Origin of the sequence: Actinomycetospora sp. NBRC 106375 (assembly GCF_030269665.1) — a bacterium.
Classification (GTDB): Bacteria; Actinomycetota; Actinomycetes; order Mycobacteriales; family Pseudonocardiaceae; genus Actinomycetospora.
Window position 1 is genome coordinate 114870 of record NZ_BSTS01000008.1, and the last position, 19773, is coordinate 134642.

The 19773-nt window shown below is 76.1% G+C and carries 16 protein-coding genes; 4 read left to right on the forward strand and 12 right to left on the reverse strand.

The window, feature by feature from the left end:
* Positions 1 to 3: 3 nt before the first annotated feature.
* From efeB to mfd, 6 genes are all read right to left on the reverse strand, one after another.
* On the reverse strand, positions 4 to 1257 hold the full coding sequence (gene efeB / locus QSK03_RS15070; protein ID WP_285653474.1) for an iron uptake transporter deferrochelatase/peroxidase subunit: 1254 nt from the start codon (positions 1255 to 1257) through the stop codon (positions 4 to 6).
* Positions 1254 to 2399 (reverse strand): iron uptake system protein EfeO, encoded by a 1146-nt coding sequence (efeO, locus tag QSK03_RS15075; RefSeq protein WP_285653477.1) that lies wholly within the window; start codon positions 2397 to 2399, stop codon positions 1254 to 1256. Before efeO ends, efeB begins: the two co-directional genes overlap by 4 nt.
* Before the next feature lie 66 nt (positions 2400 to 2465).
* On the reverse strand, positions 2466 to 3305 hold the full coding sequence (efeU, locus tag QSK03_RS15080) for an iron uptake transporter permease EfeU (RefSeq protein WP_285653479.1): 840 nt from the start codon (positions 3303 to 3305) through the stop codon (positions 2466 to 2468).
* 175 nt (positions 3306 to 3480) lie between these two features.
* Complete coding sequence (locus QSK03_RS15085) at positions 3481 to 4386, reverse strand: nucleoside triphosphate pyrophosphohydrolase (RefSeq protein WP_285653482.1); 906 nt, start codon at positions 4384 to 4386, stop codon at positions 3481 to 3483.
* Positions 4383 to 5387 (reverse strand): hypothetical protein, encoded by a 1005-nt coding sequence (locus QSK03_RS15090; protein ID WP_285653485.1) that lies wholly within the window; start codon positions 5385 to 5387, stop codon positions 4383 to 4385. The genes QSK03_RS15085 and QSK03_RS15090 overlap by 4 nt, the downstream gene beginning before the upstream one ends.
* Before the next feature lie 140 nt (positions 5388 to 5527).
* Positions 5528 to 9229 carry a transcription-repair coupling factor gene (mfd, locus tag QSK03_RS15095; protein WP_285653488.1) on the reverse strand — a complete coding sequence of 1234 codons (3702 nt, stop codon included), beginning with the start codon at positions 9227 to 9229 and terminating at the stop codon, positions 5528 to 5530.
* 422 nt (positions 9230 to 9651) lie between these two features.
* Between mfd and QSK03_RS15100 the strand changes: the two genes are divergently transcribed.
* Both QSK03_RS15100 and QSK03_RS15105 read left to right on the forward strand, forming a co-directional pair.
* Entirely contained in the window at positions 9652 to 10944 is a 1293-nt protein-coding gene (locus tag QSK03_RS15100; RefSeq protein ID WP_285653491.1) for a PQQ-dependent sugar dehydrogenase, read from the forward strand.
* A 230-nt stretch (positions 10945 to 11174) separates the two neighbouring features.
* Positions 11175 to 12323: an endonuclease/exonuclease/phosphatase family protein gene (locus tag QSK03_RS15105; protein WP_285653494.1), complete on the forward strand. Its 1149-nt coding sequence runs from the start codon at positions 11175 to 11177 to the stop codon at positions 12321 to 12323.
* A 53-nt stretch (positions 12324 to 12376) separates the two neighbouring features.
* On the opposite strand, the gene QSK03_RS15110 is transcribed toward QSK03_RS15105, so the two are convergent.
* Both QSK03_RS15110 and QSK03_RS15115 read right to left on the reverse strand, forming a co-directional pair.
* A complete protein-coding gene (locus QSK03_RS15110) occupies positions 12377 to 12922 on the reverse strand; it encodes a hypothetical protein (protein ID WP_285653498.1) in 546 nt (181 codons plus the stop codon).
* 343 nt (positions 12923 to 13265) lie between these two features.
* On the reverse strand, positions 13266 to 14183 hold the full coding sequence (locus QSK03_RS15115) for an RDD family protein (protein WP_285653501.1): 918 nt from the start codon (positions 14181 to 14183) through the stop codon (positions 13266 to 13268).
* 368 nt (positions 14184 to 14551) lie between these two features.
* On the opposite strand from QSK03_RS15115, the gene QSK03_RS15120 reads away from it, so the two are divergent.
* Positions 14552 to 15112 (forward strand): hypothetical protein, encoded by a 561-nt coding sequence (locus QSK03_RS15120; protein ID WP_285653503.1) that lies wholly within the window; start codon positions 14552 to 14554, stop codon positions 15110 to 15112.
* A gap of 16 nt (positions 15113 to 15128) precedes the next feature.
* Here the strand turns inward: QSK03_RS15120 and QSK03_RS15125 are convergent, their stop codons facing one another.
* From QSK03_RS15125 to QSK03_RS15135, 3 genes are all read right to left on the reverse strand, one after another.
* Positions 15129 to 16466, reverse strand: coding sequence for an arsenate reductase/protein-tyrosine-phosphatase family protein (locus QSK03_RS15125; RefSeq protein ID WP_285653505.1), 1338 nt, complete (start codon positions 16464 to 16466; stop codon positions 15129 to 15131).
* Positions 16467 to 16563: 97 nt separating this feature from the next.
* The gene (locus QSK03_RS15130; protein WP_285653508.1) at positions 16564 to 17511 is read right to left on the reverse strand and encodes a hypothetical protein; all 948 of its coding nucleotides are present in this window, start codon (positions 17509 to 17511) and stop codon (positions 16564 to 16566) included.
* A 230-nt stretch (positions 17512 to 17741) separates the two neighbouring features.
* Entirely contained in the window at positions 17742 to 18131 is a 390-nt protein-coding gene (locus QSK03_RS15135) for a hypothetical protein (protein WP_285653511.1), read from the reverse strand.
* A gap of 256 nt (positions 18132 to 18387) precedes the next feature.
* Between QSK03_RS15135 and QSK03_RS15140 the strand changes: the two genes are divergently transcribed.
* Positions 18388 to 18846: a universal stress protein gene (locus QSK03_RS15140; RefSeq protein WP_285653514.1), complete on the forward strand. Its 459-nt coding sequence runs from the start codon at positions 18388 to 18390 to the stop codon at positions 18844 to 18846.
* Positions 18847 to 18853: 7 nt separating this feature from the next.
* Here QSK03_RS15140 and QSK03_RS15145 read toward each other — a convergent pair whose 3' ends face one another.
* On the reverse strand, positions 18854 to 19744 hold the full coding sequence (locus QSK03_RS15145; protein WP_285653517.1) for a hypothetical protein: 891 nt from the start codon (positions 19742 to 19744) through the stop codon (positions 18854 to 18856).
* Positions 19745 to 19773: the final 29 nt, after the last annotated feature.

Sequence of the window (19773 nt, forward strand, 5' to 3'; positions counted from 1 at the left end):
GGGTCAGGCCTCCACGAGCCGCCGTCCCCAGTAGTCGGCGGGATCGCCCTCCGCCACGCCCGGCGGGCACGCGAAGAGGGCCGACGACGTGTGCCGGATGTACTCGTTCAGCGCGTCGCGGTTGCCGAGCGAGCTCTGGATCCGCACGAACTGCTCCGGCGCGCGCATGTAGGCGATGAAGAACAGGCCGGCGTCGAGCAGGCCGGTCGCCGGGTCGACGTTGTCGGTGTAGTTGTAGCCGCGCCGCAGCAGCCCGGCCCCGCCGTTGTTCTCCGGCGCCGCCAGCCGGATGTGGGCGTCGAGCGGGATCGCGGGCTGCCCGCTCGCGAGGGTCTTCGCGAAGTCCGGCGGGGTGAACTCGGTGCCGCCCGACAGCGGGGCACCGTCGACCTTGGAGCGCCCGAACACGTCCTCCTGGTCGAACAGCGGGTCGCGGTCCCAGGTCTCGAGGATCATGCGGATGCGCCGGGTCACGAGGTAGCTCCCGCCGGCCATCCACGACGCCGGCCCGGGCACGTCGGCGGGGTCGACCCACACCGACCGGCCCATGGCCGCCGCGTCCTCGACCTTGATGTTGCGGGTGCCGTCCTTGAAGCCCATGAGGTTGCGGGCGGTGACCTGCGAGGTCGAGGTCGAGGACGTCCGCCCGAACCCGAGCTGGGTCCAGCGCGTGACGACGGTGCCGCGACCGAGGCGCGCGAGGTTGCGGATGACGTGGAACGCGACCTGCGGGTCCTCCGAGCACGCCTGGACGCCGATGTCGCCGCCGGAGCGGGCCGGGTCGAGGATCTCGTTGGGCAGCGCGGGCAGCGTGGTGAAGGCGGCCGGGCGACGGTCGGCCAGCCCGAAGCGGGCGTCGAAGAGCGACGGGCCGAAGCCCAGGGTCACGGTCAGGTTCCCGGGCGCGAGGTCCATCGCCTCGCCGGTGTCGGCCGGCGGCGAGTTCTGGTCGTCGCTGCGGCCCGGCACCGGCTGCCCGCGCGTCATCGCCTCGGCGGCCGCGCTCCAGGTCGTCAGCAGCGCCACCAGGTCGGCCCGCGTCATGCCGGGCTCGAGGTCGAACGCGGCGAACGCCAGCCGGTCCTGCGACGGGGTCTCGATCCCGGCCTGGTACCGCCCGCGGAACGGGACCGTCGCCGGGGGCGGCGGAGCGTCGGGGGCACAGGCCGCGAGCGCGCCCCCGGACACGGCCACGGCCGCACCGGCCCCCGCGAGGAGGCCGGCGCGGCCGAGGAGCGCGCGTCGGTTGAGCGTCATGCCACCTTTCCGGACACCTGCGAGAGGGGCTCGGCCAGCGCGTTCACCCGGTCGGCGAGCACGCGGCGCTGCTCCTCGGTCACGGTGTCGTAGGAGACGTAGGCCGGGACGCCGGGTGCGGCCTCGCCACGCTGGTAGGGCTGCAGGGCGTCGGTGATGCCGGTGAAGCGGGCCTGGAGCTGCTGGGCCAGCGCGGGGTCACGCTGCTGCAGGGCGGGGCGGAGCAGCTCGAAGCACTCCTGGGCGCCGGCGATGTTGGCGTCGAAGTCCGAGAGGTCGGTGTGGGAGAACGCGTCCTCCTCGCCGGTGATCTTCGACGTGGACACCTCGGTGAGCAGCTCGCTGCCGCCGTTGGCGATCTGCGCGGGCTGGTACTCCGCGGTGCCGACCAGCTGCTGGAGGCGGGCGATGTCCTGGTCGAGACGGTCCGCGTACGGCGCCATGCCCGCGGTCGTGTTCGCGGTCCACAGCGACTTCTCGATGCGGTGGAACCCGGTCCAGTCGGTGCCGGGCTCGACGTCCGGCTCGCGCAGATCGATGGCCGGGTCGAGGTCGCCGAAGCTCTCCGCGACCGGCTCGATCGTCTCGTAGTGGTAGCGCGCCGGGGCGAACAGCTGCTGGGCGCGGGCCACGTCGCCGGACCGGACGGCGTCGGTGAACTGCTTCGTCGCCGGCACCAGCAGGCCGACCTGCTCGATGACGTACTGCCGGTACCCGGCGGTCGCCGTGGTCAGCGAGGGGTCCGTGGGCGCCGGCGCCTGCCCGCCCTCACCGGTGACGGTGAACGTCGCGGTGTCCTGCGCGGCGCCCGGGCAGTAGACGGTGTAAGTGCCCGGGTCGAGGCGCAGCGAGAAGTCCTGCGAGAGGCCGGGGGTGACGTTCTCCTTCTCCCCGAGGATCCGGTTGTCCTGCTGGATCTCGCCCTCGGTGACCGCGTTGCTGCCGGTGTTGGTGACGGTGAACGTCACCGGGCCTGCCGGCACCTGGGCGGGCTGGGGAGCGCAGCCCTGGTCGGACAGGGCCAGCGTCACCTTCTGCTCGGGCGGGCCCTCCTGGCCCCCGCCCGACGAGCAGGCGGCGACGATGCCGGTGGTGAGGAGGAGGGCACCCACGCAGAGCACGGGCCGGGCGAGACGGGACACGACGGTTCCTCGCTGGGGTCGGGGATCGACAGAGTTGGGTGGACGGCGGGGATCGAGGGGATAGCGTCAGGTGGACGCCGTCGCCGCGGCCGGGGTCACGGCGCGGCGGCGCTGGGGCCAGAGCACGTAGACGAGCATCGGGACCAGGTAGACGAGCCAGACCACGAACTCGATGACGGTGGGCCGCGGCTGGATCCCGAGGACGCCGGTGACGAGCGAGGAGATCGGGGTGCCGGGCTGGACGACCGCGGACAGGTCCGCGATCTGCTCCTGACCGAAGTTGATCCACGTCGCCTCGTGGGCGGTGTGGACCGCGCTGGCCAGCAGCCCCGCGGCGACGAGCACGAGGAACACCGCGGTGATCGTGAAGAACCGGGCGAGGTCGAGGCGCACCGAGCCGCGGTAGATGCCGTAGCCGACGGCCACCGCGATGAGGATGCCCAGCAGGGCACCGGCACCGGCGGCGACGGGCGAGGTCGACGACGAGAAGGCCGCGAGCAGGAACACCGTGGTCTCGAAGCCCTCGCGCAGCACCGCGAGGAACGCCATGGCCACCAGGGCCCACGTCGAGCCGCGGGCCAGTGCCGACTCGGCGGCCGCCTCGAGCTCGCGCCGCATGCCGCGGGCGTGCCGCCGCATCCAGATGATCATGTAGGTGATCATCGCGACGGCGATCACCCCGATGATGCTCTCCATGCCTTCCTGCTCCTGCTGGGGCAGGTCGGCGGCCACCACCTGGAGGATGACGGCGACGGCGAGACAGATGAGCACGGCCAGGGCGACGCCGAGCCACATCGGGCGCAGCGCGCGGTCCTCGCCCCGCTGGCGGAGGAACCCCGCGACGATGCCGACGATCAGGGCCGCCTCGAGACCCTCGCGCAGCCCGATGACGAACGTCGCCAGCACCGTCGACTCCCTCCCGCGAACCCGCGGGACGACCCCGCCGCAACGCCCAGGAGTCTTAGGTTTGCCTTGCCTGGCGTCAAGATGGAGGTGGCACTCTGCGCGAGCATTCTCCGTCACTGACCAGCAAGAAACGGTCCTATCGGATCAATCGGACGGAGCTGAGGCTGCCCAACACTCACGACCAGTGAGCGCGCCAGGCCTCCGGCCGGTCCGGTCCCAGGGTCTCCCCCGCCGCCCGCGCCGCGGCCTCCGCGCCGCGGACGTGCTCGGACAGCTCCGTGGCCGCCGCCCGCAACGCACCCTCCGGGTCGTCGCCGGCACGGACCGCGTCGACGACCAGCGCGGCCAGGTCCCCGGCGATCCCGTCGCCGGCCGGGGCCAGCAGCTCGGGCGGCACCCCGGCCCGCAGCGCGCGGGACACGTACTTGCCGAGCAGCGCCGCGCCGGGCTGGGCGGCCGCGACGCCGTCGAGAGCGGACTCCCGGCGCTTCTCGACCGCCTTGAGCTCCTCCCAGCGGACCTGCTGCTCATCGGCTCCGGTGATCGTCTCCCCGTCGCCGAAGACGTGCGGGTGGCGGCTCACGAGCTTGGCCACCAGCTCACCCGCGACGACGTCGACCCCGAACGGGTCGGCCGGGTCCTCCTGGGCGATCCGGGCGTGGAAGAGCACCTGGAGCAGGACGTCGCCGAGCTCCTCCCGCACCGCGTCCCGGTCGCCGGCGGCCACCGCGTCGTAGAGCTCGTAGGTCTCCTCGACGAGGTAGCGCAGCAGCGACTCCGGCGTCTGGGCGGCGTCCCACGGGCACCCGCCCGGCGAGCGCAGCCGGTCCATGACGCGCACCGCCTCGAGCAGCTCGGTCCCGGGCGGCGCCCCGGCGTGCCCGGGCACCAGCTCGACGACCGTGCCGCCGGCGGTCGGCGCCTCGGGGCCCACGGCCCCCAGGTCGCGCGCGAATGCGGCCGCGACGGCCTCGGGGAGGTCCGGGTGCAGGCGGACCTGGTCGGCCGCGGCGACGGTGCGCGCGGCCGCGGCGGACAGGACCGCGCCGAGGCGCGGATCGACGGTGACGCGCTCGGTCACGGGGTCTGGCTGCGGACCGGGGTGATGACCCCCGCGGCGGCCGGGTTCTCGACGACGTCGAGCTGGGTCGGGTCCCACGCGCCGTAGCGGGGGCTGACCGTCACCCCGAGCTCCAGCGCGAGCGGCTGGAGCTGGCGCAGCCCGAACCCGAACATGGTGTTCTCGTCGACCACGGCCGCCGCCGTCACGCCCGGCCCCGGCGGCGGGGCATCGAGGTCCCGCCTGCTGACGTGGATGACGGTCCACGGACCCTGCGCCGGGTCCTGGCCGCTCGCCTGCGAACCCCCGCCCGGCGTGATCGACACGGTGCCCGCGGGGAGCCCGAACAGCACCGACGACGCCGACGACTGCAGGCCCGCGCCCTGGTCCTGGCCCGGGCGCACCGTCAGCCCGCTCGCACCCCGCCCGCCGGACGCGGCGGCGAACAGGCGGGGCGCCTGCGACGGGTCGGCGGCGACCTGCCGGGCGAGCGCCTCGGCCGACGCGCGGTCCGGCAGCGCCGTGAAGTCGATGGTCACCTGGAGCCGGTCGAACACCCGCCGGCCGATCTCGCCGGCGGCGATCTGGTCGCCGACGAGCTGGCGGATCGTCGCCGGGTCGAAGCCGCTGCCCGCGGCCGCGGCCTCCGCCCCGCCGGCCCGCGCCAGCGCGGCGTCCACCTGCTGGGGCGTCACCGTGATGCCGTCGCGGCGCGACTGCTCGGCGATCAGCTCGTGGAGGACCCGCACCGTCACCAGCCGCCGCGACTCCTGCGCGAGCAGCTGCGGCGGGATCGGCGCCCCGGGGGCGACGCCCTGCGCGGCGCCCTGCTGGTCCACCGCGATCCGGAGGTCGGGCACGGCGGTCCGCAGCCCGGACTGGATCTGGTCGACGGTGATCACCTGGTCGCCGACGATCGCCGCCGCCCCGACCTGGCTCGGGCCCGTGCCGCACCCGGCGAGCGCTCCGAGACCCAGGAGACCCACCACGACCGACGCGACCAGCGGCAACAGGCGACCCACGGCGTCACCTTCTCACCCGCCCGGCCCACCCCCGCAGGCCGCCCTGGCCGACGCACCAGCGGCGCGATGATCAGGAGTGCATCACGCACCTCCACGGCGCGGCGGAGGTGCGCAGCGCGCTCCTGATCTCCGGTGCGACCTCAGCCCGCCGCCACCGGCGCCGGGAAGAGCTGGCCGAACAGCTGCTCGCACCACGCCAGGAGGGCGAGGTCGCGCAGGGGTGGGGCGCCCATGCGCACCGGACCCTTGCCGTCCGCCCCCTCGACGGGCCGAGGAAGCGACAGGGTGCGCGAGGCCGCCTTGTACTGCGCCCGCGGGTGCAGGCGCTTGACGCGCATCTGCGCCGACTCGGGCAGCTCGACGGGCGCGAGGCGGATCTGGTTGCCCTGCCCCGCGACCTCGGTGATGCCGTGCCGCCGGCACGCCTGGCGGAACGCCGCGACCGCCAGCAGGTTGGTGACCGGCGTCGGCGGCTCGCCGTAGCGGTCGACCAGCTCCTCGCGCACCGCGTCGAGCGCGTCGGCGTCCGCCGCCTCGGCGATCTTGCGGTAGACGTCGAGGCGCAGGCGCTCGGTGTCGACGTAGTCGTGGGGCACGTGGGCGTCGATCGGGAGGTCGACGCGCACCTCGGCGAGCGGCTCCTCGCCGCCGTCGATGTCGGTGTGCGCCTTGAACGCCTCGACGGCCTCGCCGACGAGGCGTATGTAGAGGTCGAAGCCGACGCCCGCGATGTGGCCGGACTGCTCGGCGCCGAGGATGTTGCCGGCGCCGCGGATCTCGAGGTCCTTCATCGCCACGGCCGTGCCCGCCCCGAGCTCGGAGTGCTGGGCGACGGTGGCGAGGCGGTCGTGGGCGGTCTCGGTGAGCGGCTGGTCGGCCGGGTAGAGGAAGTACGCGTACCCCCGCTCGCGGCCACGCCCGACACGCCCGCGCAGCTGGTGGAGCTGGGAGAGCCCGAGGGTGTCGGCGCGCTCGACGACCAGGGTGTTGGCGTTGGAGATGTCCAGGCCGTTCTCGACGATCGTCGTGCACACCAGGACGTCGTGCTCGCGCTCCCAGAACTCGTTGACCGTGCGCTCGAGGCGCTCCTCGGCCATCTGCCCGTGGGCGGTGGCGATGCGCGCTTCGGGCACGAGCCTGCGCAGCTTCGCGGCCGCGTCGTCGATCGACTGCACGCGGTTGTGGATGTAGAAGACCTGGCCGTCGCGCAGCAGCTCGCGCCGGACGGCGGCGGCGACCTGCTTCTCGTCGTACGCGCCGACGTAGGTCAGCGTCGGGTGCCGCTCCTCGGGCGGGGTGAGGATCGTCGACATCTCGCGGATGCCGGCCAGGCTCATCTCCAGAGTGCGCGGGATGGGCGTCGCGGACATCGACAGGACGTCGACGTGCGCCCGCAGCCCCGTGATGTGCTCCTTGGCCTCGACGCCGAAGCGCTGCTCCTCGTCGATGACCACGAGGCCGAGGTCCTTCCAGGCCACGCCGGTCTGGAGCAGGCGGTGGGTGCCGACGACGACGTCGACGCTGCCGTCGGCGAGCCCGCGGACCGTCGCGTCGGCCTCCTTGCCCGGGGTGAAGCGCGAGAGCCCCTTCACCGTGATCGGGAAGTTGCGCATCCGGTCGGTGAACGTCTGCAGGTGCTGCTGGGCCAGCAGCGTGGTGGGCACGAGCACCGCGACCTGCTTGCCGTCCTGCACGGCCTTGAACGCCGCCCGCACCGCGATCTCGGTCTTGCCGTAGCCGACGTCGCCGGAGATCACGCGGTCCATCGGGACCGCCTTCTCCATGTCGGCCTTGACCTCGTCGATCGCCGACGCCTGGTCCGGCGTCTCGGTGAAGGGGAACGCGTCCTCCATCTCCCGCTGCCACGGGGTGTCCTGGGCGAACGCGTGCCCGGGCGCGGCCTGCCGCGCGGCGTAGAGCTGCACCAGCGACGCGGCGATGTCGCGGACCGCCTTGCGCGCCTTCGACTTGGTCTTCGACCAGTCCGACCCGCCCAGCTTGTTCAGCGTCGGCAGCTCGCCGCCGACGTAGCGGCTGACCTGGTCGAGCTGGTCGGTCGGGACGAACAGCCGGTCGGAGGCCTGCCCGCGCTTCGACGACGCGTATTCGAGCACCAGGTACTCGCGCGTGGTGCGGGCCGGGCCGGTGCCCGTGGTCCGCTGGGTCATCTCGACGAACTTGCCGATGCCGTGCTGCGCGTGGACCACGAAGTCGCCCGGCTGCAGCGTCAGCGGGTCGACCGCGTTGCGGCGCTTGACCGGGGCGCGCTTGACGGTGCCCTCGGTGCCCGGGCGGGTGCCGGTGAGGTCGGCCTCGGTGACGATCACCAGGGACGTCGAGCCCGCGGTGACGCCGTCGGCGAGCGAGCCGCGCGTGATGGTGACGACGCCCGGCTCCGGCGCCGCGAGCAGCCCCTCGTCGGCGAGCCGGACCGGGACCTCGTGCTCGCCCAGCTGCTCGGCGGCGCGCTGCGCGGTGCCCGCGGCCGGCACGACGAGGACGCCGACGCCGCCGGCTGCGGCGAGCGCCCGCAGGTCGGCGGCCGCGCGGGCCACGTCGCCGCGGTAGGACTCGACCGCCGTGAACCCGGGACGGATCACCCGCGCGCCGTCGCGGGTGTGCGCGTCGTCCTCCACGTCCGGGTCGGTCGCGAGGCTCGAGAGCGTCCACCAGGGGCGGCCGGCCTTGGCCGCGACGGCGCGCACGTCGCCGAGGTCGCGGTACGCCGAGGCGCCGAGGTCGATGGGGGCGCGCCCGTCGGTGCCGTCGGCGGCGGCGAGCCAGGAGGCCTCGAGGAACTCCTGGCCGGTGCGCACCAGGTCCGCGGCGCGGGTGAGCACGCGCTCGGGGTGGCAGATCAGGACGTGGCCGCCGGCGGGCAGGAGCTCGGGCAGCAGCTCGAGCTCGGCGCCCTCGCCCTCGCCGTCCAGCAGAGCCGGGATCAGCGACTCCATGCCCTCGGTGGGCACGCCCTCGGAGACCCGGGTGAGCAGCTCGCCGAGCGCCTTGTCGCCGGTGTGCTCCGCGGCGAGCTCCGCCGCGCGGGCGCGCACCCGCCGGGTGAGCAGCAGCTCGCGGCACGGCGGGGCGACGACCTCGGCGGGCCGGGCGTCGGGCCCGTCGCCGGGCAGCGAGCGCTGGTCGGCGACGGAGAAACAGCGCAGCTCGGAGACCTCGTCGCCCCAGAACTCGACGCGCACCGGGGCGGCGGCCGTGGGCGGGAAGAGGTCGACGATGCCGCCGCGCACGGCGAACTCGCCCCGCTTCTCGACCATCTCCACGCGCGCGTACGCGAGGTCGACCAGCCGCTCGGTGAGCGCCTCGAGCTCGTACTCGGTGCCCTCGACCAGGCGGACCGGCTCGAGGTCGCCCAGGCCGGGCACGACGGGCTGGATGAGGCTCCGCGTGGCCGTGACGACGACGCGCAGCGGGGTGTCCGGGGTGTCGTCGGCCTCGGGGTGGGCCAGCCGGCGCAGGACGGCGACGCGCCGCCCGACGGTGTCCGCGCGCGGGGAGAGCCGCTCGTGGGGCAGCGTCTCCCAGCTCGGCAGGTACGCGACGGCGTCGCCGGCGAGCAGCTCGCCGATGGCGGTCGCGAGCTCCTCGGCCTCCCGCTCGGTGGCGGTGACGACGAGGACCGGGGCACCCGCGCCGCCGGCCTCGTCGGCGGGGTCGCCGGGCTCGGCCGCGAGCGCCGCGGCGAGGAACGGCCGCAGGCCCGTGGGGCCCTCGACCGCGGCGTCGCGGCCGGCGGCCGTGACCACCTCGCGCAGCCCCGGATCGGCGAGCACCGACGGGAGGAGGTCGCCGAGAGGAGCGGCGGACGGGGCGGAGTGCGGCACGACAGCAGGCGCGGCGGGCGACAACGCGGAGGGACCCTTCGACGGACCGTCGGGCACGCCGAGAGGAGCGGGCGCACCGGGGATGAGTCCAGGATACGTGCGCACCCCGACAGCGGACGCCGGGCACCGGGATGACGCGGGCCACCGGCGGCCAGCGGGAGCCGGGCGCGGGGGGTGGAGGCGCCGGCGCCCCGCCACCGGCGACCTCCGGCCCCGCGGCGTCCGTGCGTGCCCCCCGGAATCGCACGGGCGCCCCGGCGCCGTGGGAAAAAGTACCGTGCGGTTCGTTCGTGGACAACGTCACGGTCGGTTCACGCCGTGGCCCGTCGCCGGCGCACCGAGGGCTCGGCGGCGATCACGGCCGGTGACCTGCGACGGGTCCCCACCGGGACCGGATGCGGCACCCGGCATCATCGTCCCCCGTGACCCCGAGCCGACCGTGCCGGCAGCCCCGACAGCGCCCGGCACGCGCCCTCCTGGCCCTCGCGGCGCTGTTGACGCTGGCCCTCACCGCGTGCGGTGAGCGCACCGAGGGGACCTCCGCCTCCCCGAGCACCGGCGCCGGCGCCGGCGGCAGCCCCCGCGCCGCCACCCCCGCCCCCACGACCACCGCCCCGACCGGCACCGGACTGCGTGTCGAGACGGTCGCCGCGGGCTTCGACCACCCGTGGGACATCGCGTTCATCGGCGGCGACCGCTTCCTCGTGACCCAGCGCGACGGCACGTTGTCGCTGGTCACCGGACTCGGGCCGGGGGCGCGGGTCGCCCCCGTCGCGGCCGATCTCGGCGACGTCTACGCGCGCGGCGAGGGCGGCCTGCTGGGCATCGCCGCCGCGCCGGACGTCGCGACGTCCGGGACGTTCGTGACCTGCCAGGACCACCAGGAGGGCGGTCGGCCGGTCGACATCCGCCTGGTGACCTGGCGCCTGTCGCCCGACGGCGCGCGCGCCGACCGCGTGCGCGACCCGCTCGTGGGCGGCCTCCCGATCAACCCCTCGGGACGCCACTCGGGCTGCCGGCCCACCTACGACCAGGACGGGATGCTGCTCGTCGGCACCGGCGACACCGCGCGGGCCACGATCGCCCAGGACCGCGGTTCGCTCGGCGGCAAGGTCCTGCGGATCGACCCGGCCACGGGCGGGCCCGCCCCGGGCAACCCCTTCGCCGCGTCGGGCAGCGCCGCGGAGCGGCTCATCGTCGGCTACGGCCACCGCAACGTGCAGGGCGTGGCCGTCCAGCCGGGGACGGGGCGCGCGTGGAGCGCCGAGCACGGTCCCGACGTCGACGACGAGATCAACGTCGTCGTGCCGGGCCGCAATTACGGGTGGGACCCCGCCCAGGGCGGCGAGAACCCCGGCGGCTACGACGAGTCGGTGCCCATGACCGACCTCGACCGCTACCCGGACGCGGTCCCGGCCGCCTGGAGCTCCGGCGACCCGACCGAGGCGATCAGTGGCCTGACCTTTCTCGACGGACCCGCCTGGGGCGACATGGCCGGGATGCTCGCCGTGAGCGCGCTCAAGGGCGAGAAGCTCTACCTCATGCGTCCCGGCACCGGCGCGGACGAGGACCGCATCGTCGAGGTCCGCGTCCCGCCCGAGCTCGACGGCGCGTTCGGGCGCCTGCGCGGCGCGCGTCTCGGGCCCGACGGCGCCCTGTACCTGACCAGCGACACCGGGTCCGACGACGTCATCCTGCGCGTGACGCGGGCGTGACCGACCGGTCCGGCCCCGAGCGGCCCCCGCACGGCGGCGGCCGCCCGGGTCCCCCGCGGGGGCCCGCCGGACCGCCGCCCGGATCACCGCCGGCCGGATCACCGCCGCCCGGGTCACGGCAGGGACCGTCGCGGCGACCGCCGTACGGACCCACGCCGGGACCGGGGCACGGGTCCGGTCGCCCTGGGGTCCCACCCGGGCGCCCCGATCCGGCCGGGACACCGCGCCGGATGCCCGCGCCGGGCGGTCGCGGGCCCGACGGCGGTCCCGACGGGCGCTGGAGCCTGCCCGGTCCGACCCAGGCCCTGCCCCGGGCTCCGCAGGAGCAGGCACCGGCGCTCGGTGGGGCTCCGCCGCGGGAGCGGCCGCCGCGGCCGCGCGGGCGGCTGCGCTCCGTCCGCGTTCCCGGGCCCGGTGCCCTCGGTGCCGCGGTGGTGCTCGGGCTCGGCGCCGCCGTCGTCACGTTCTCCGACCGGCTCGGCATCGACGACCGGACGCCGTTCGTCCAGACGATCGCCTTCCGCCCGCAGCTCGCGGCCGGGCTCGTCGTCTTCGCGGTGCTGATCGGGGTGCTCGCCCGGCACGCGTGGCCGACCGCGGTGGCGCTCGGGCTCGTCGGCGTCGTCGGGCTGGGCATCGTCGCGCCGCGGGCCGTGGGATCCGCCGAGGCCGGGGCGACGGGCGGGCCCGAGCTCACCGTCCTCACCGCCAGCGCCTACGTCAGCCGCGCGGACCCGGAGGCCATCGCCGCGCTCATCCGCACGCGCACGCCCGACGTCGTCGTGCTGCCCGAGGCCCGCGGCACGCTGCGCAACCGCCTGCAGCAGGCGCTGGTCGACGAGTCGGGCGGCGACCAGGGCGTCAGCGGCTACCGCGCCTTCGCCGCCGACGCGCCGGGCGACGACAGCGCGATGACCGTCTTCGTGCGCCGCAGTCTCGGGCGCCCGACGGCCACGCCGAACCGCGACACCGAGTTCCCATCGCTCATCGTCGACCTGCCCGACGTCGACGGCCGGGCGGTGCGCCTGGTCGCCACGCACCCGCAGTCACCCAAGCCGGGGGACACCTACGCGTGGAGCCGCGACGTCGCCGCGCTGTCGCGCTGGTGCACGGGCGACCGGCCGACGGTGGTCGCCGGCGACCTCAACGCCACCCTCGACCACGCGGAGCTACGTGAGGCCACCACGGGGTGCACGGACGCGGCGAGCGACGTCGGGGAGGGCCTTACGGGGACCTGGCCGTCCGCGCTGCCGACGGTGTTCGGGGCGCAGATCGACCACGTGCTGGTCTCGGGGGGACCGCGGGCCCGCGACGTCGAGGTCGTCGACGTGGCGGGCAGCGACCACCGCGGGGTCCTCGCCCGCGTCGGGCTCGGCTGACCCGGGACCGGTCGCGCGGAACCGGTCCCGGGCGCCGGGTCAGTGCTGCCGGGTCAGTGCTGCCGCATCCTCGGGTCCGGCACGCGCGGCGCGCTGATGGTCCGGCGCGGGTAGGTCACCGCGCCGGCGGGGGCCCCGGGCCTGCGGACCGGCGGGTCCACGCGGCGCTGGGCCGGCATGCCCGGCGCGTGCTCGTCCTCGAGCCCCCGCTGCCACGCCTCCGCGAGCGCCGACCGCGCGCCGTCGCGCACCGTGCCGAGCATCTCGTGCATCGACACCGCGAGCGGGCGCGGGATCAGCGGCGAGTCCGCCAGCCGCACCAGCGGCCCGAGCCGCGCCACCGCGTCCTGGAACATCGCCGACGCCGCCACCGGGCCGTCGGGTGGCTGGGCGACGATCCGGTCGCCCAGAGCCGCCTGCCACTGGCGGACCCGGTCGGCGAACGCCGTCGAGAGCCGCTCGAGCAGGCGCGCCTCCACGTAGGAGCCGAAGCCCCCGCGGACCGGTCCGAGCCCCTCGGTCGGCGGGTCCTCGCCCCGCCGGAAGGCCTCCAGCCAACTGACCCAGGCGGCGTAACCGCCGCGTGCCGGTGCGCTCACCGGTGTCCTCCCCGGCATCGCCCCTGCTGGGGGTGTGTCGTCCTCACGTCAACCGCCTTCTCGCTGCCGGTCGTGCCCGGGGTGTCCGGACGAGCCGGTCGTGGCGTCGGGCGCGGCCCTGCGCCCAGGTACGGCCCGGAAGTCGCTCGGAGGACGACGGGTGTTTCGCGATTCGTCCAGAACATTTCAGTTTCGCCCGCCTGGCCCAGTGGTGTCACTCGACCCGGCACCGCGCGTGGACCGGACGAGGGCGCCCCACGGCGCGAGGGGCACGTTCGGCAGGCACCGGGTGCTCGCGGAGCTGCGCAGCGTGCCCCTCGCGGCGGGAGCGCGCGTCGCCGGCTCAGGCGCGGATGACGAGGGTCTTCGCGGCCATGTCGCCGACCCGCTGGTGGCGCTGCGAGGTCGACATGACGATCAGCCCCACGAGGCCCGCGACGAGTCCGTCGACGATGAAGAGCAACCAGCGCACCACGCACTGACCGAGGCTCGGGATGCCGCCGTCCTCCTCGCGCACGATGCGGAGGTTGAGCCAGCCCATGGCCGGCGTCTGACCCTGGTGGGTCGACGGCCAGTAGGCGTGGACGACGAACGCCGAGGCGAGCGCGACGACGAAGATGAGCAGGTAGCCGACGAGGATGATCGCGGCGAGGCCGGACTCGCTGCCCGCCGAGGCGCCGGCGATCGCGCCCACGATGAAGAGCAGGATGATGGTGGGCACCGACGACAGCAGCCCGTCGAGGATGTACTGCCCGACGCGGGAGCCGACGACGTCGGTCGGGTCGCCTGCCCCGGCGTAGCCAGGAGCGCCGTACCCGGGCTGCCCGTAGGCCGGCTGGCCGTACTGCTGGCCGTAGGCGGGCGGCTGCCCGTACCCCGCCTGCCCCGGCTGCCCCGCCTGGCCGTACGGCTGCCCGTAGCCGGGCTGACCGTAGGGCTGGCCGTATCCCGGTTGCCCGTACGCCGGCTGGCCGGGCTGCTGCCCGTACCCCTGCTGCCCGTAACCCTGGCCGGGCTGCTGGCCGTACTGCTGGCCGTACTGGCCATAGCCCTGCTGGCCGTACTGCTGGCCGTGGCCCGCGGGGTCGGGCTGGCCGTAGCCCTGCTGACCCGGCGCGCCGGAGGGCTGTCCGGACTGGCCCGGGTCGTAGCCGCCCGGGGCATCCGCGCCGGACGCCTCACCGAAGCCGGACTGCTGTTGATACCCACCTGGGGGCGGACCGAAGCCCGATTGCTGCTGGTAACCGTCGGGGTTGCTCACGCTCTGTACTCCTGCGGTCGTCGACGAGGGCGTTCCGCACCCCGATGGCTGCTGTCCGTGACACCCGACCGGACCACGAGCGAGGTCCGAGCCGGTCGGCCGACCGGCCGGGTCGGATCTCCCCCGACCCACTGGGCTCATGGGGCGGCAGCATGCCACCGCGCGGTCACCGAGGGCACTACCGAGCGGGCCGATCAGGGCACTCGCTCACCCTCACGGTCGGTCGGAGGGGTTCACGCAGCGGCGTTGGATCGACATCACTCCAATGCCCACACCGGCTCGCCCGCCCGGAGCATGACACCCGAGGCCCTGCGCGCGTTAGGTGTAGGTCAGGTCACAACACAGCAACAACCCGGGAGGAGGTCACGATGGCCATCCCGCCCCGCTCCGGCGCCTCCGCCGCCCCGAGCGCCTCCGGCACGCTCGCCGCCGTGCCCGCCCCACGGTCGGCGCCCCGATCGTCGGACGCTCCGTCAGCGGTCGCCGACCGGGAGATCACCCCGGCCGACGCGACCGCCGAGGACGTCGCCGGGCTCGCCTGGATCGTCCGCGAGGTCACCCACGTCCCCGGCGTGCTGCGCCTGCGCCACGGCCGCCTCAGTTTCGAGTCGACCCGCCGGGTCGTCTTCGACGGCACGCCCGACGAGCTCGGCCTCGATCTCGGCCGGTCGCCGCGCGCGGGACTGCACGTCACGGCCGGGCAGGAGCGCCTGCGCGTGTGCGTGGTGCGTCCGTCCGGCGCCGTCGCCCCGTGCCGGGAGCTGGTCGACCGCGCCGCCGACGGGCGGCCCGCCACCGACGGCGAGGCCGACGCGTGGTCGGTGTGGCGTCCGCTGCTGACGTCGGGACCGAGCGCGACGGCGGCCCGCACCCGGGTGCGCCGCGCCTTCTCCCTGCCCCGGTCGGCGGACCACCCCTGCTCGCCCTGACCCGCGGCTCGCCTGATCAGCGTCCGGCGCGCGGCGTGGAGGCCGCGCGGCCCGCGGGCACGCCGGACGGCTCGCCTTCGTCCGCGGTCGGGTCGTAGCGGACGTCGAAGGCCCCGTCGAAGGCCCCGTCGTCGACGTCGTCGACGTCGTCGTGGTGGTCGCCGCCGTCCTGGTGGTCGCCCCCGCGGAGCGGCGGGAGGTGGCCGGGCGGGCCTGGAACCGTCGGCCCGGACGACGGGAGCGGCGGCGGCACTGCTGACCCCGGCATCGTCCCGCCGGGCATGCCGTGCCGTCCCGTGGTGCCGCCGGTCGGCCCGGTGACGCCGAGGGGCGGTGAGGCGTGTGCCGCGGATGCCGCGGGTGCCGCGGGTGCCGCGGGTGCCGCGGGTGCCGGGGAGGCACCGGAGGCGGCGGGCGGAACCCCCGGCGGTACGGAGCCGTCGCGGACGGGCGCGGCGCCGGGCGGTACGGGACCGCCGGCGACCGCGGGCCGCGGTCCGGAGGGCGGCCCAGGGGGCGACCCGGTGGGCGACCCGGGGGGCGGCATCCCCGGCGGCCGGACCCCGGGTGGCGGGAGGGGGCCGCCCGACGGAGGACCGGCGGGCCCGGCGGGCCCGGCGGGCCCGGCGGGACCGGCGGGACCGGGCGGCCGCGGCGGGCCGGACGACCCGGGGGGACCCGGTGGCACGAACGGGCCGGTGGGACGCGGCGGCGGCCGCCGGCCGGGCCACGGGACGGCGGCACCGATCGCGTCGACGAGGGGCCGCACGGCGGCGTGGATGCGGCGCGCGGCCTCGGCGTGCTCCTCGACGCCGCCCTGGATGGGGTCGGGGATCGCGTCGTCCTCGGGGTCGACCGGCGCGCCCTGCCCGCGCTGGGCGAGCGCGGCCGCGACGAGTGCGTGGGCGCGCTCGCGGGGGTCGGGGGGCAGCGCGGCGTGGTCGGCGGGGTCCAGGCCCTCGAGCAGCCGGGCGAACTCTCGCATCGTGAACGTGCTGCGCAGCGCGCGGGGCTCGAGCTCGAGGACGGCGGAGCGGTGCGAGCGGCTCACGGTGAGCACGAGGTCGGCCAGCTCGACGTCCCGCGCCGGCAGCTGGCGGGCGCGGAAGGCGGCCACGTCGGGATGCATGGCGAGCGGCCCGAGCTGGGCGCGCGACATCGGGTGCATCTCCGCGCCCACGACCGCGCCGGTGCCCCCGCTGGCCACGTCGAACCACGACGCCCAGCGCGGGCCGAGGCGCATGTCGAGCAGTGCACGCGTGTGGAAGCGGGCGAACGGCGACCGGCAGAGGTTGCCCGTGCACACGAACAGGAGGCGGAAACGACGCGGCGCACCGTCTCCCCGACCGTCCATACCGCCGATCGTCGCAGTCCCCGAGCCGCCGCGCGAGCCGTCGACTCGGTTGACCTGCCCGTTCACCCCACGGAGGCGGGCGGGCAGGCGCGCCGGGTCAGAGACCGTGACGGGCGAACGACTCCAGGTCCAGCACCATGCGGGCCACCCGCAGGGCGGTGACGACGGCGTCGACCTCGACCGCCGACGCCGCGCGGCCGTCCGCGTCGAGTCGCTCCAGGACCGCCTCCGCCGAGGCGAGCAGCGTGCCCGCGACCGCGGCGGCACCGGCCAGCGTCTCGGCGTCGACCCGCTCCTGGGCCGACCAGCCCGCCTCGGGGATGCCCGCGGCCGACAGTTCGAGGACGCGCACGAGCGCACGGCGCTCCGGGGCTTCGGGGCTCTCCTCGGTCTCCGCGACCTCGGCGTGGAGGTCGTCGAGCGAGCTCACGAGGTCCCGGGCGGGCTTCGCGGAGCCGCCCGTGAACGCGGCCGGCGGGATCACGCCGTCGGGGCTGCGGGGCTCCGGGATCACCGTGGTCTCGGGCTCGAGCCGCGACCGCGCCTCCCGCATGCGAGCCGCCAGGCGTCCACCGTGGGGCGGCTCGCCGCGGCCGCCCGACGTCGCGGCGGGTGCGGCGGGTGCGGCGGGTGCGGCGGGTGCGGCGGCCGCGGCCGGTGCGGCGGGCGCAGCGGGTCCGGCGGGCGGCACGGTCTCGGAGCGGGTCTGCGCCGGGACGGCGACGACCGGCTCCGCGTCCTCGGCACTCTCGACGGTGGTCATGGTCGTGTCATCACTCGTCTCGTCGGCCTCGTCGGCCTGATCGCTCTCGTCGGCCTCGTCGGCCGCCTCGGTGGTGGGCTCGCCCGTGGATCCGGTGGCCGTCCCGCTCGCGGGCGGGTCGGTGCTCTCCGGGGTGTCGGTGGTGGCGTCGTCCGGGGTGTCGGCGGCGCCGGTCGCGTCGGTGGTGGTGTCGGGCACGGCGACGGGACCGGGGCCGGACCGGGGCTCGGGCACCCGGTCGTCGGCCGCGGGAGTGGCGGGTGTCGCGGCGTCGCTCGACAACGGCGCTCCTTCACGGGCGGGGGCGTATCGCCGCCGGGTTCGCCGAGGGCGTCTGAACGGCGACACTGGGTCACCCGGGGGATCGTCGCGACCAGCCTGACGCGTTGCGGACGGCGCACGGAACAGCCCGTTCGGGGGATCTACTTCACCCGTGGGGCCGCTGGTCAGCACGAACAGGCGCCGATGGGCTCCCCCGATTGCGCCGTCCGGCCGCCGGGGTCCTCCCGGCGTCAGCGGCCGTCCCGATGACGGTGGGGCACCGCAACCGGCCCGACCGGCGCGAACCGCGGCCGGCGGGGCCCGGACGGCACCCCGGCCGAGGTGCGCGCCATGAGGGCCCGGCGCGTCTCCTGGGCCGAGCTGCCGCGGAACCGGCTCATGATCACGACGCCCGCCACGGCCAGCCCGTTGATCGTCCCGAGGCCGAGCATCCCGACCTCCAGCATCTGCTCCTCGTCGAAGGAGGAACCGGGGTCGGGGGCGTCCAGCGCGCCGCCGTAGGGCGCCGGCGCCGGGACGGGGTCGGCGGCGAGCGCCACCGGCGCGCCGGCCAGCAGCGCGCCGATCACCAGCGCCCCCGACGCCAGGCCGCGCACGAGACCCCGATGCCGCACCGACACGTCCGCTCGCCCCATGTGCCCGCCCCGTCCGTCCGGTGTGCCGTCGGACACTCATCGAGCACGCCGACCGGGGTCGTTACCGCCGCGAGGCCCCGTCGTGACGACACGCGGACATCGTGACCTCACCGTGACCTGAGTCACCCGGAACGTGCCGTTCCGTCCGCTTCCGCGGCTCGGCGCCCCGTCGGGTGACTTCCCCGCCGCGCCGCGTCCACCCTGACGCCGATCCCGCGCCGGAGCCCCCTAGGGTGCCGCCGTGGGTGACTACCAGCTCGTGGCCGTGGGCACGGACGGGTCGACCTCGGCCACCTCCGCGGTGACCCGGGCCGCACAGATCGCCGCCGACGCCGGCGCCAAGCTCCTCATCGTGTGCGCCTACGAGCGGGCACGCGGGTCCGGTGCCCGCGACCAGGCCGAGGCGGAACGCGCGCTCGGCGACGAGGCGTACAAGATCATCGGCTCCAACCCCGCCGAGGAGACGCTGCGCGACGCGCGCGACGTCGCCCAGCGGGCCGGCGCCGAGAAGGTCGACACGGTCGCCGTCGAGGGCGAGCCGGTGCACGCGATCTGCGACAAGGTCGAGCTGCACCATGCCGACCTCGTCGTGGTCGGCAACAAGGGCCTCGCCAGCTTCGCGGGCCGCCTGCTCGGATCGGTTCCCGCCGAGGTCTCGCGCCGCTCGCCGACCGACGTGCTGATCGTCCACACGACCTGACGGCCGCCTACCGGGCCGAGACCGGCTCCGCCTCCTCCAGCGACGCGGCCGCCGGGACCTGCTCGGTGAGGTCGGCACGGCGCGGCGCGGGGGTCGCGGCCGTGGGCGGCGTCGCCCACGTGCCGGGCACGGAGCAGTAGGGCGCGGCACCGTGGCGGCCCAGTACGGTGCCGAGGTCGGCGTCCCCGAGCACGTCGGCGAGCGCGTGCTCGAACGAGCGCCGCATCCCGCGGTCACGGGGACGGGCCAGCGCCTCGGCCAGGCGGCGGGTCAGACGCTCCGACGTGGCGAGGAACGGCGTCAGCGAGAGCCGCCCGCGCCCGAGCTCGCGCCGGCACCGGCCGGCCACGGTGTCGCCCTCCCCCACGACGCACACCTCGACGTCGACGTCGCCCGCCTCGAGCACCGCACCGGTGCCGTCCGGGGCGGGCTGGGACATCGCGGCGCGGAAGACGGCGTTGGTGACGCGGTCGGACGGCTCGCGCACCAGCGCGGCGAGCAGGTTCCAGCCGCCGCGGCTCTCGAGCACGTCGCGCAGGCCGCGCACGTCGACGGTCAGCCGACGCACCCGCACCCCGCCGTCGCCTCCCTCGCCGGCCTCGCCGCCCTCGGTCCCGTCGCCCCCCGCCAGCGCGAGCAGCTGCTCGACCGTGTCCGGGCGCACGTCGTCGTCGACGACGACGTGCAGCCGCGGCACCGACGGGCTGCCCGGTACCTGGGGGTCGATCCCGCACACGGAGACCTCGGGCGCCGGCGGGCGGACGGGCTCGCGGGCGGGGGTGTCGAGGTACTCCATCCCGGCCATGACGTCGGGGGCCGGCACGTCGCGACGGACGGTGCCGGGAGTGGTGGTGGGGGGCGTGGTGGTGGGTCGACGACGGATGAACGGGATGCGCACGGGCTCTCCGCTCCCTCGGATCGGGAACG

Excerpts from the sequence above, each read along its gene's own strand:
- QSK03_RS15120 (WP_285653503.1), top strand. The coding sequence starts at position 14,552 with ATGGCCATCCCGCCCCGCTCCGGCGCCTCCGCCGCCCCGAGCGCCTCC.
- efeB (WP_285653474.1), bottom strand. The coding sequence starts at position 1,257 with ATGACGCTCAACCGACGCGCGCTCCTCGGCCGCGCCGGCCTCCTCGCG.
- QSK03_RS15105 (WP_285653494.1), top strand. The coding sequence starts at position 11,175 with ATGCCCGCGCCGGGCGGTCGCGGGCCCGACGGCGGTCCCGACGGGCGC.
- QSK03_RS15125 (WP_285653505.1), bottom strand. The coding sequence starts at position 16,466 with ATGGACGGTCGGGGAGACGGTGCGCCGCGTCGTTTCCGCCTCCTGTTC.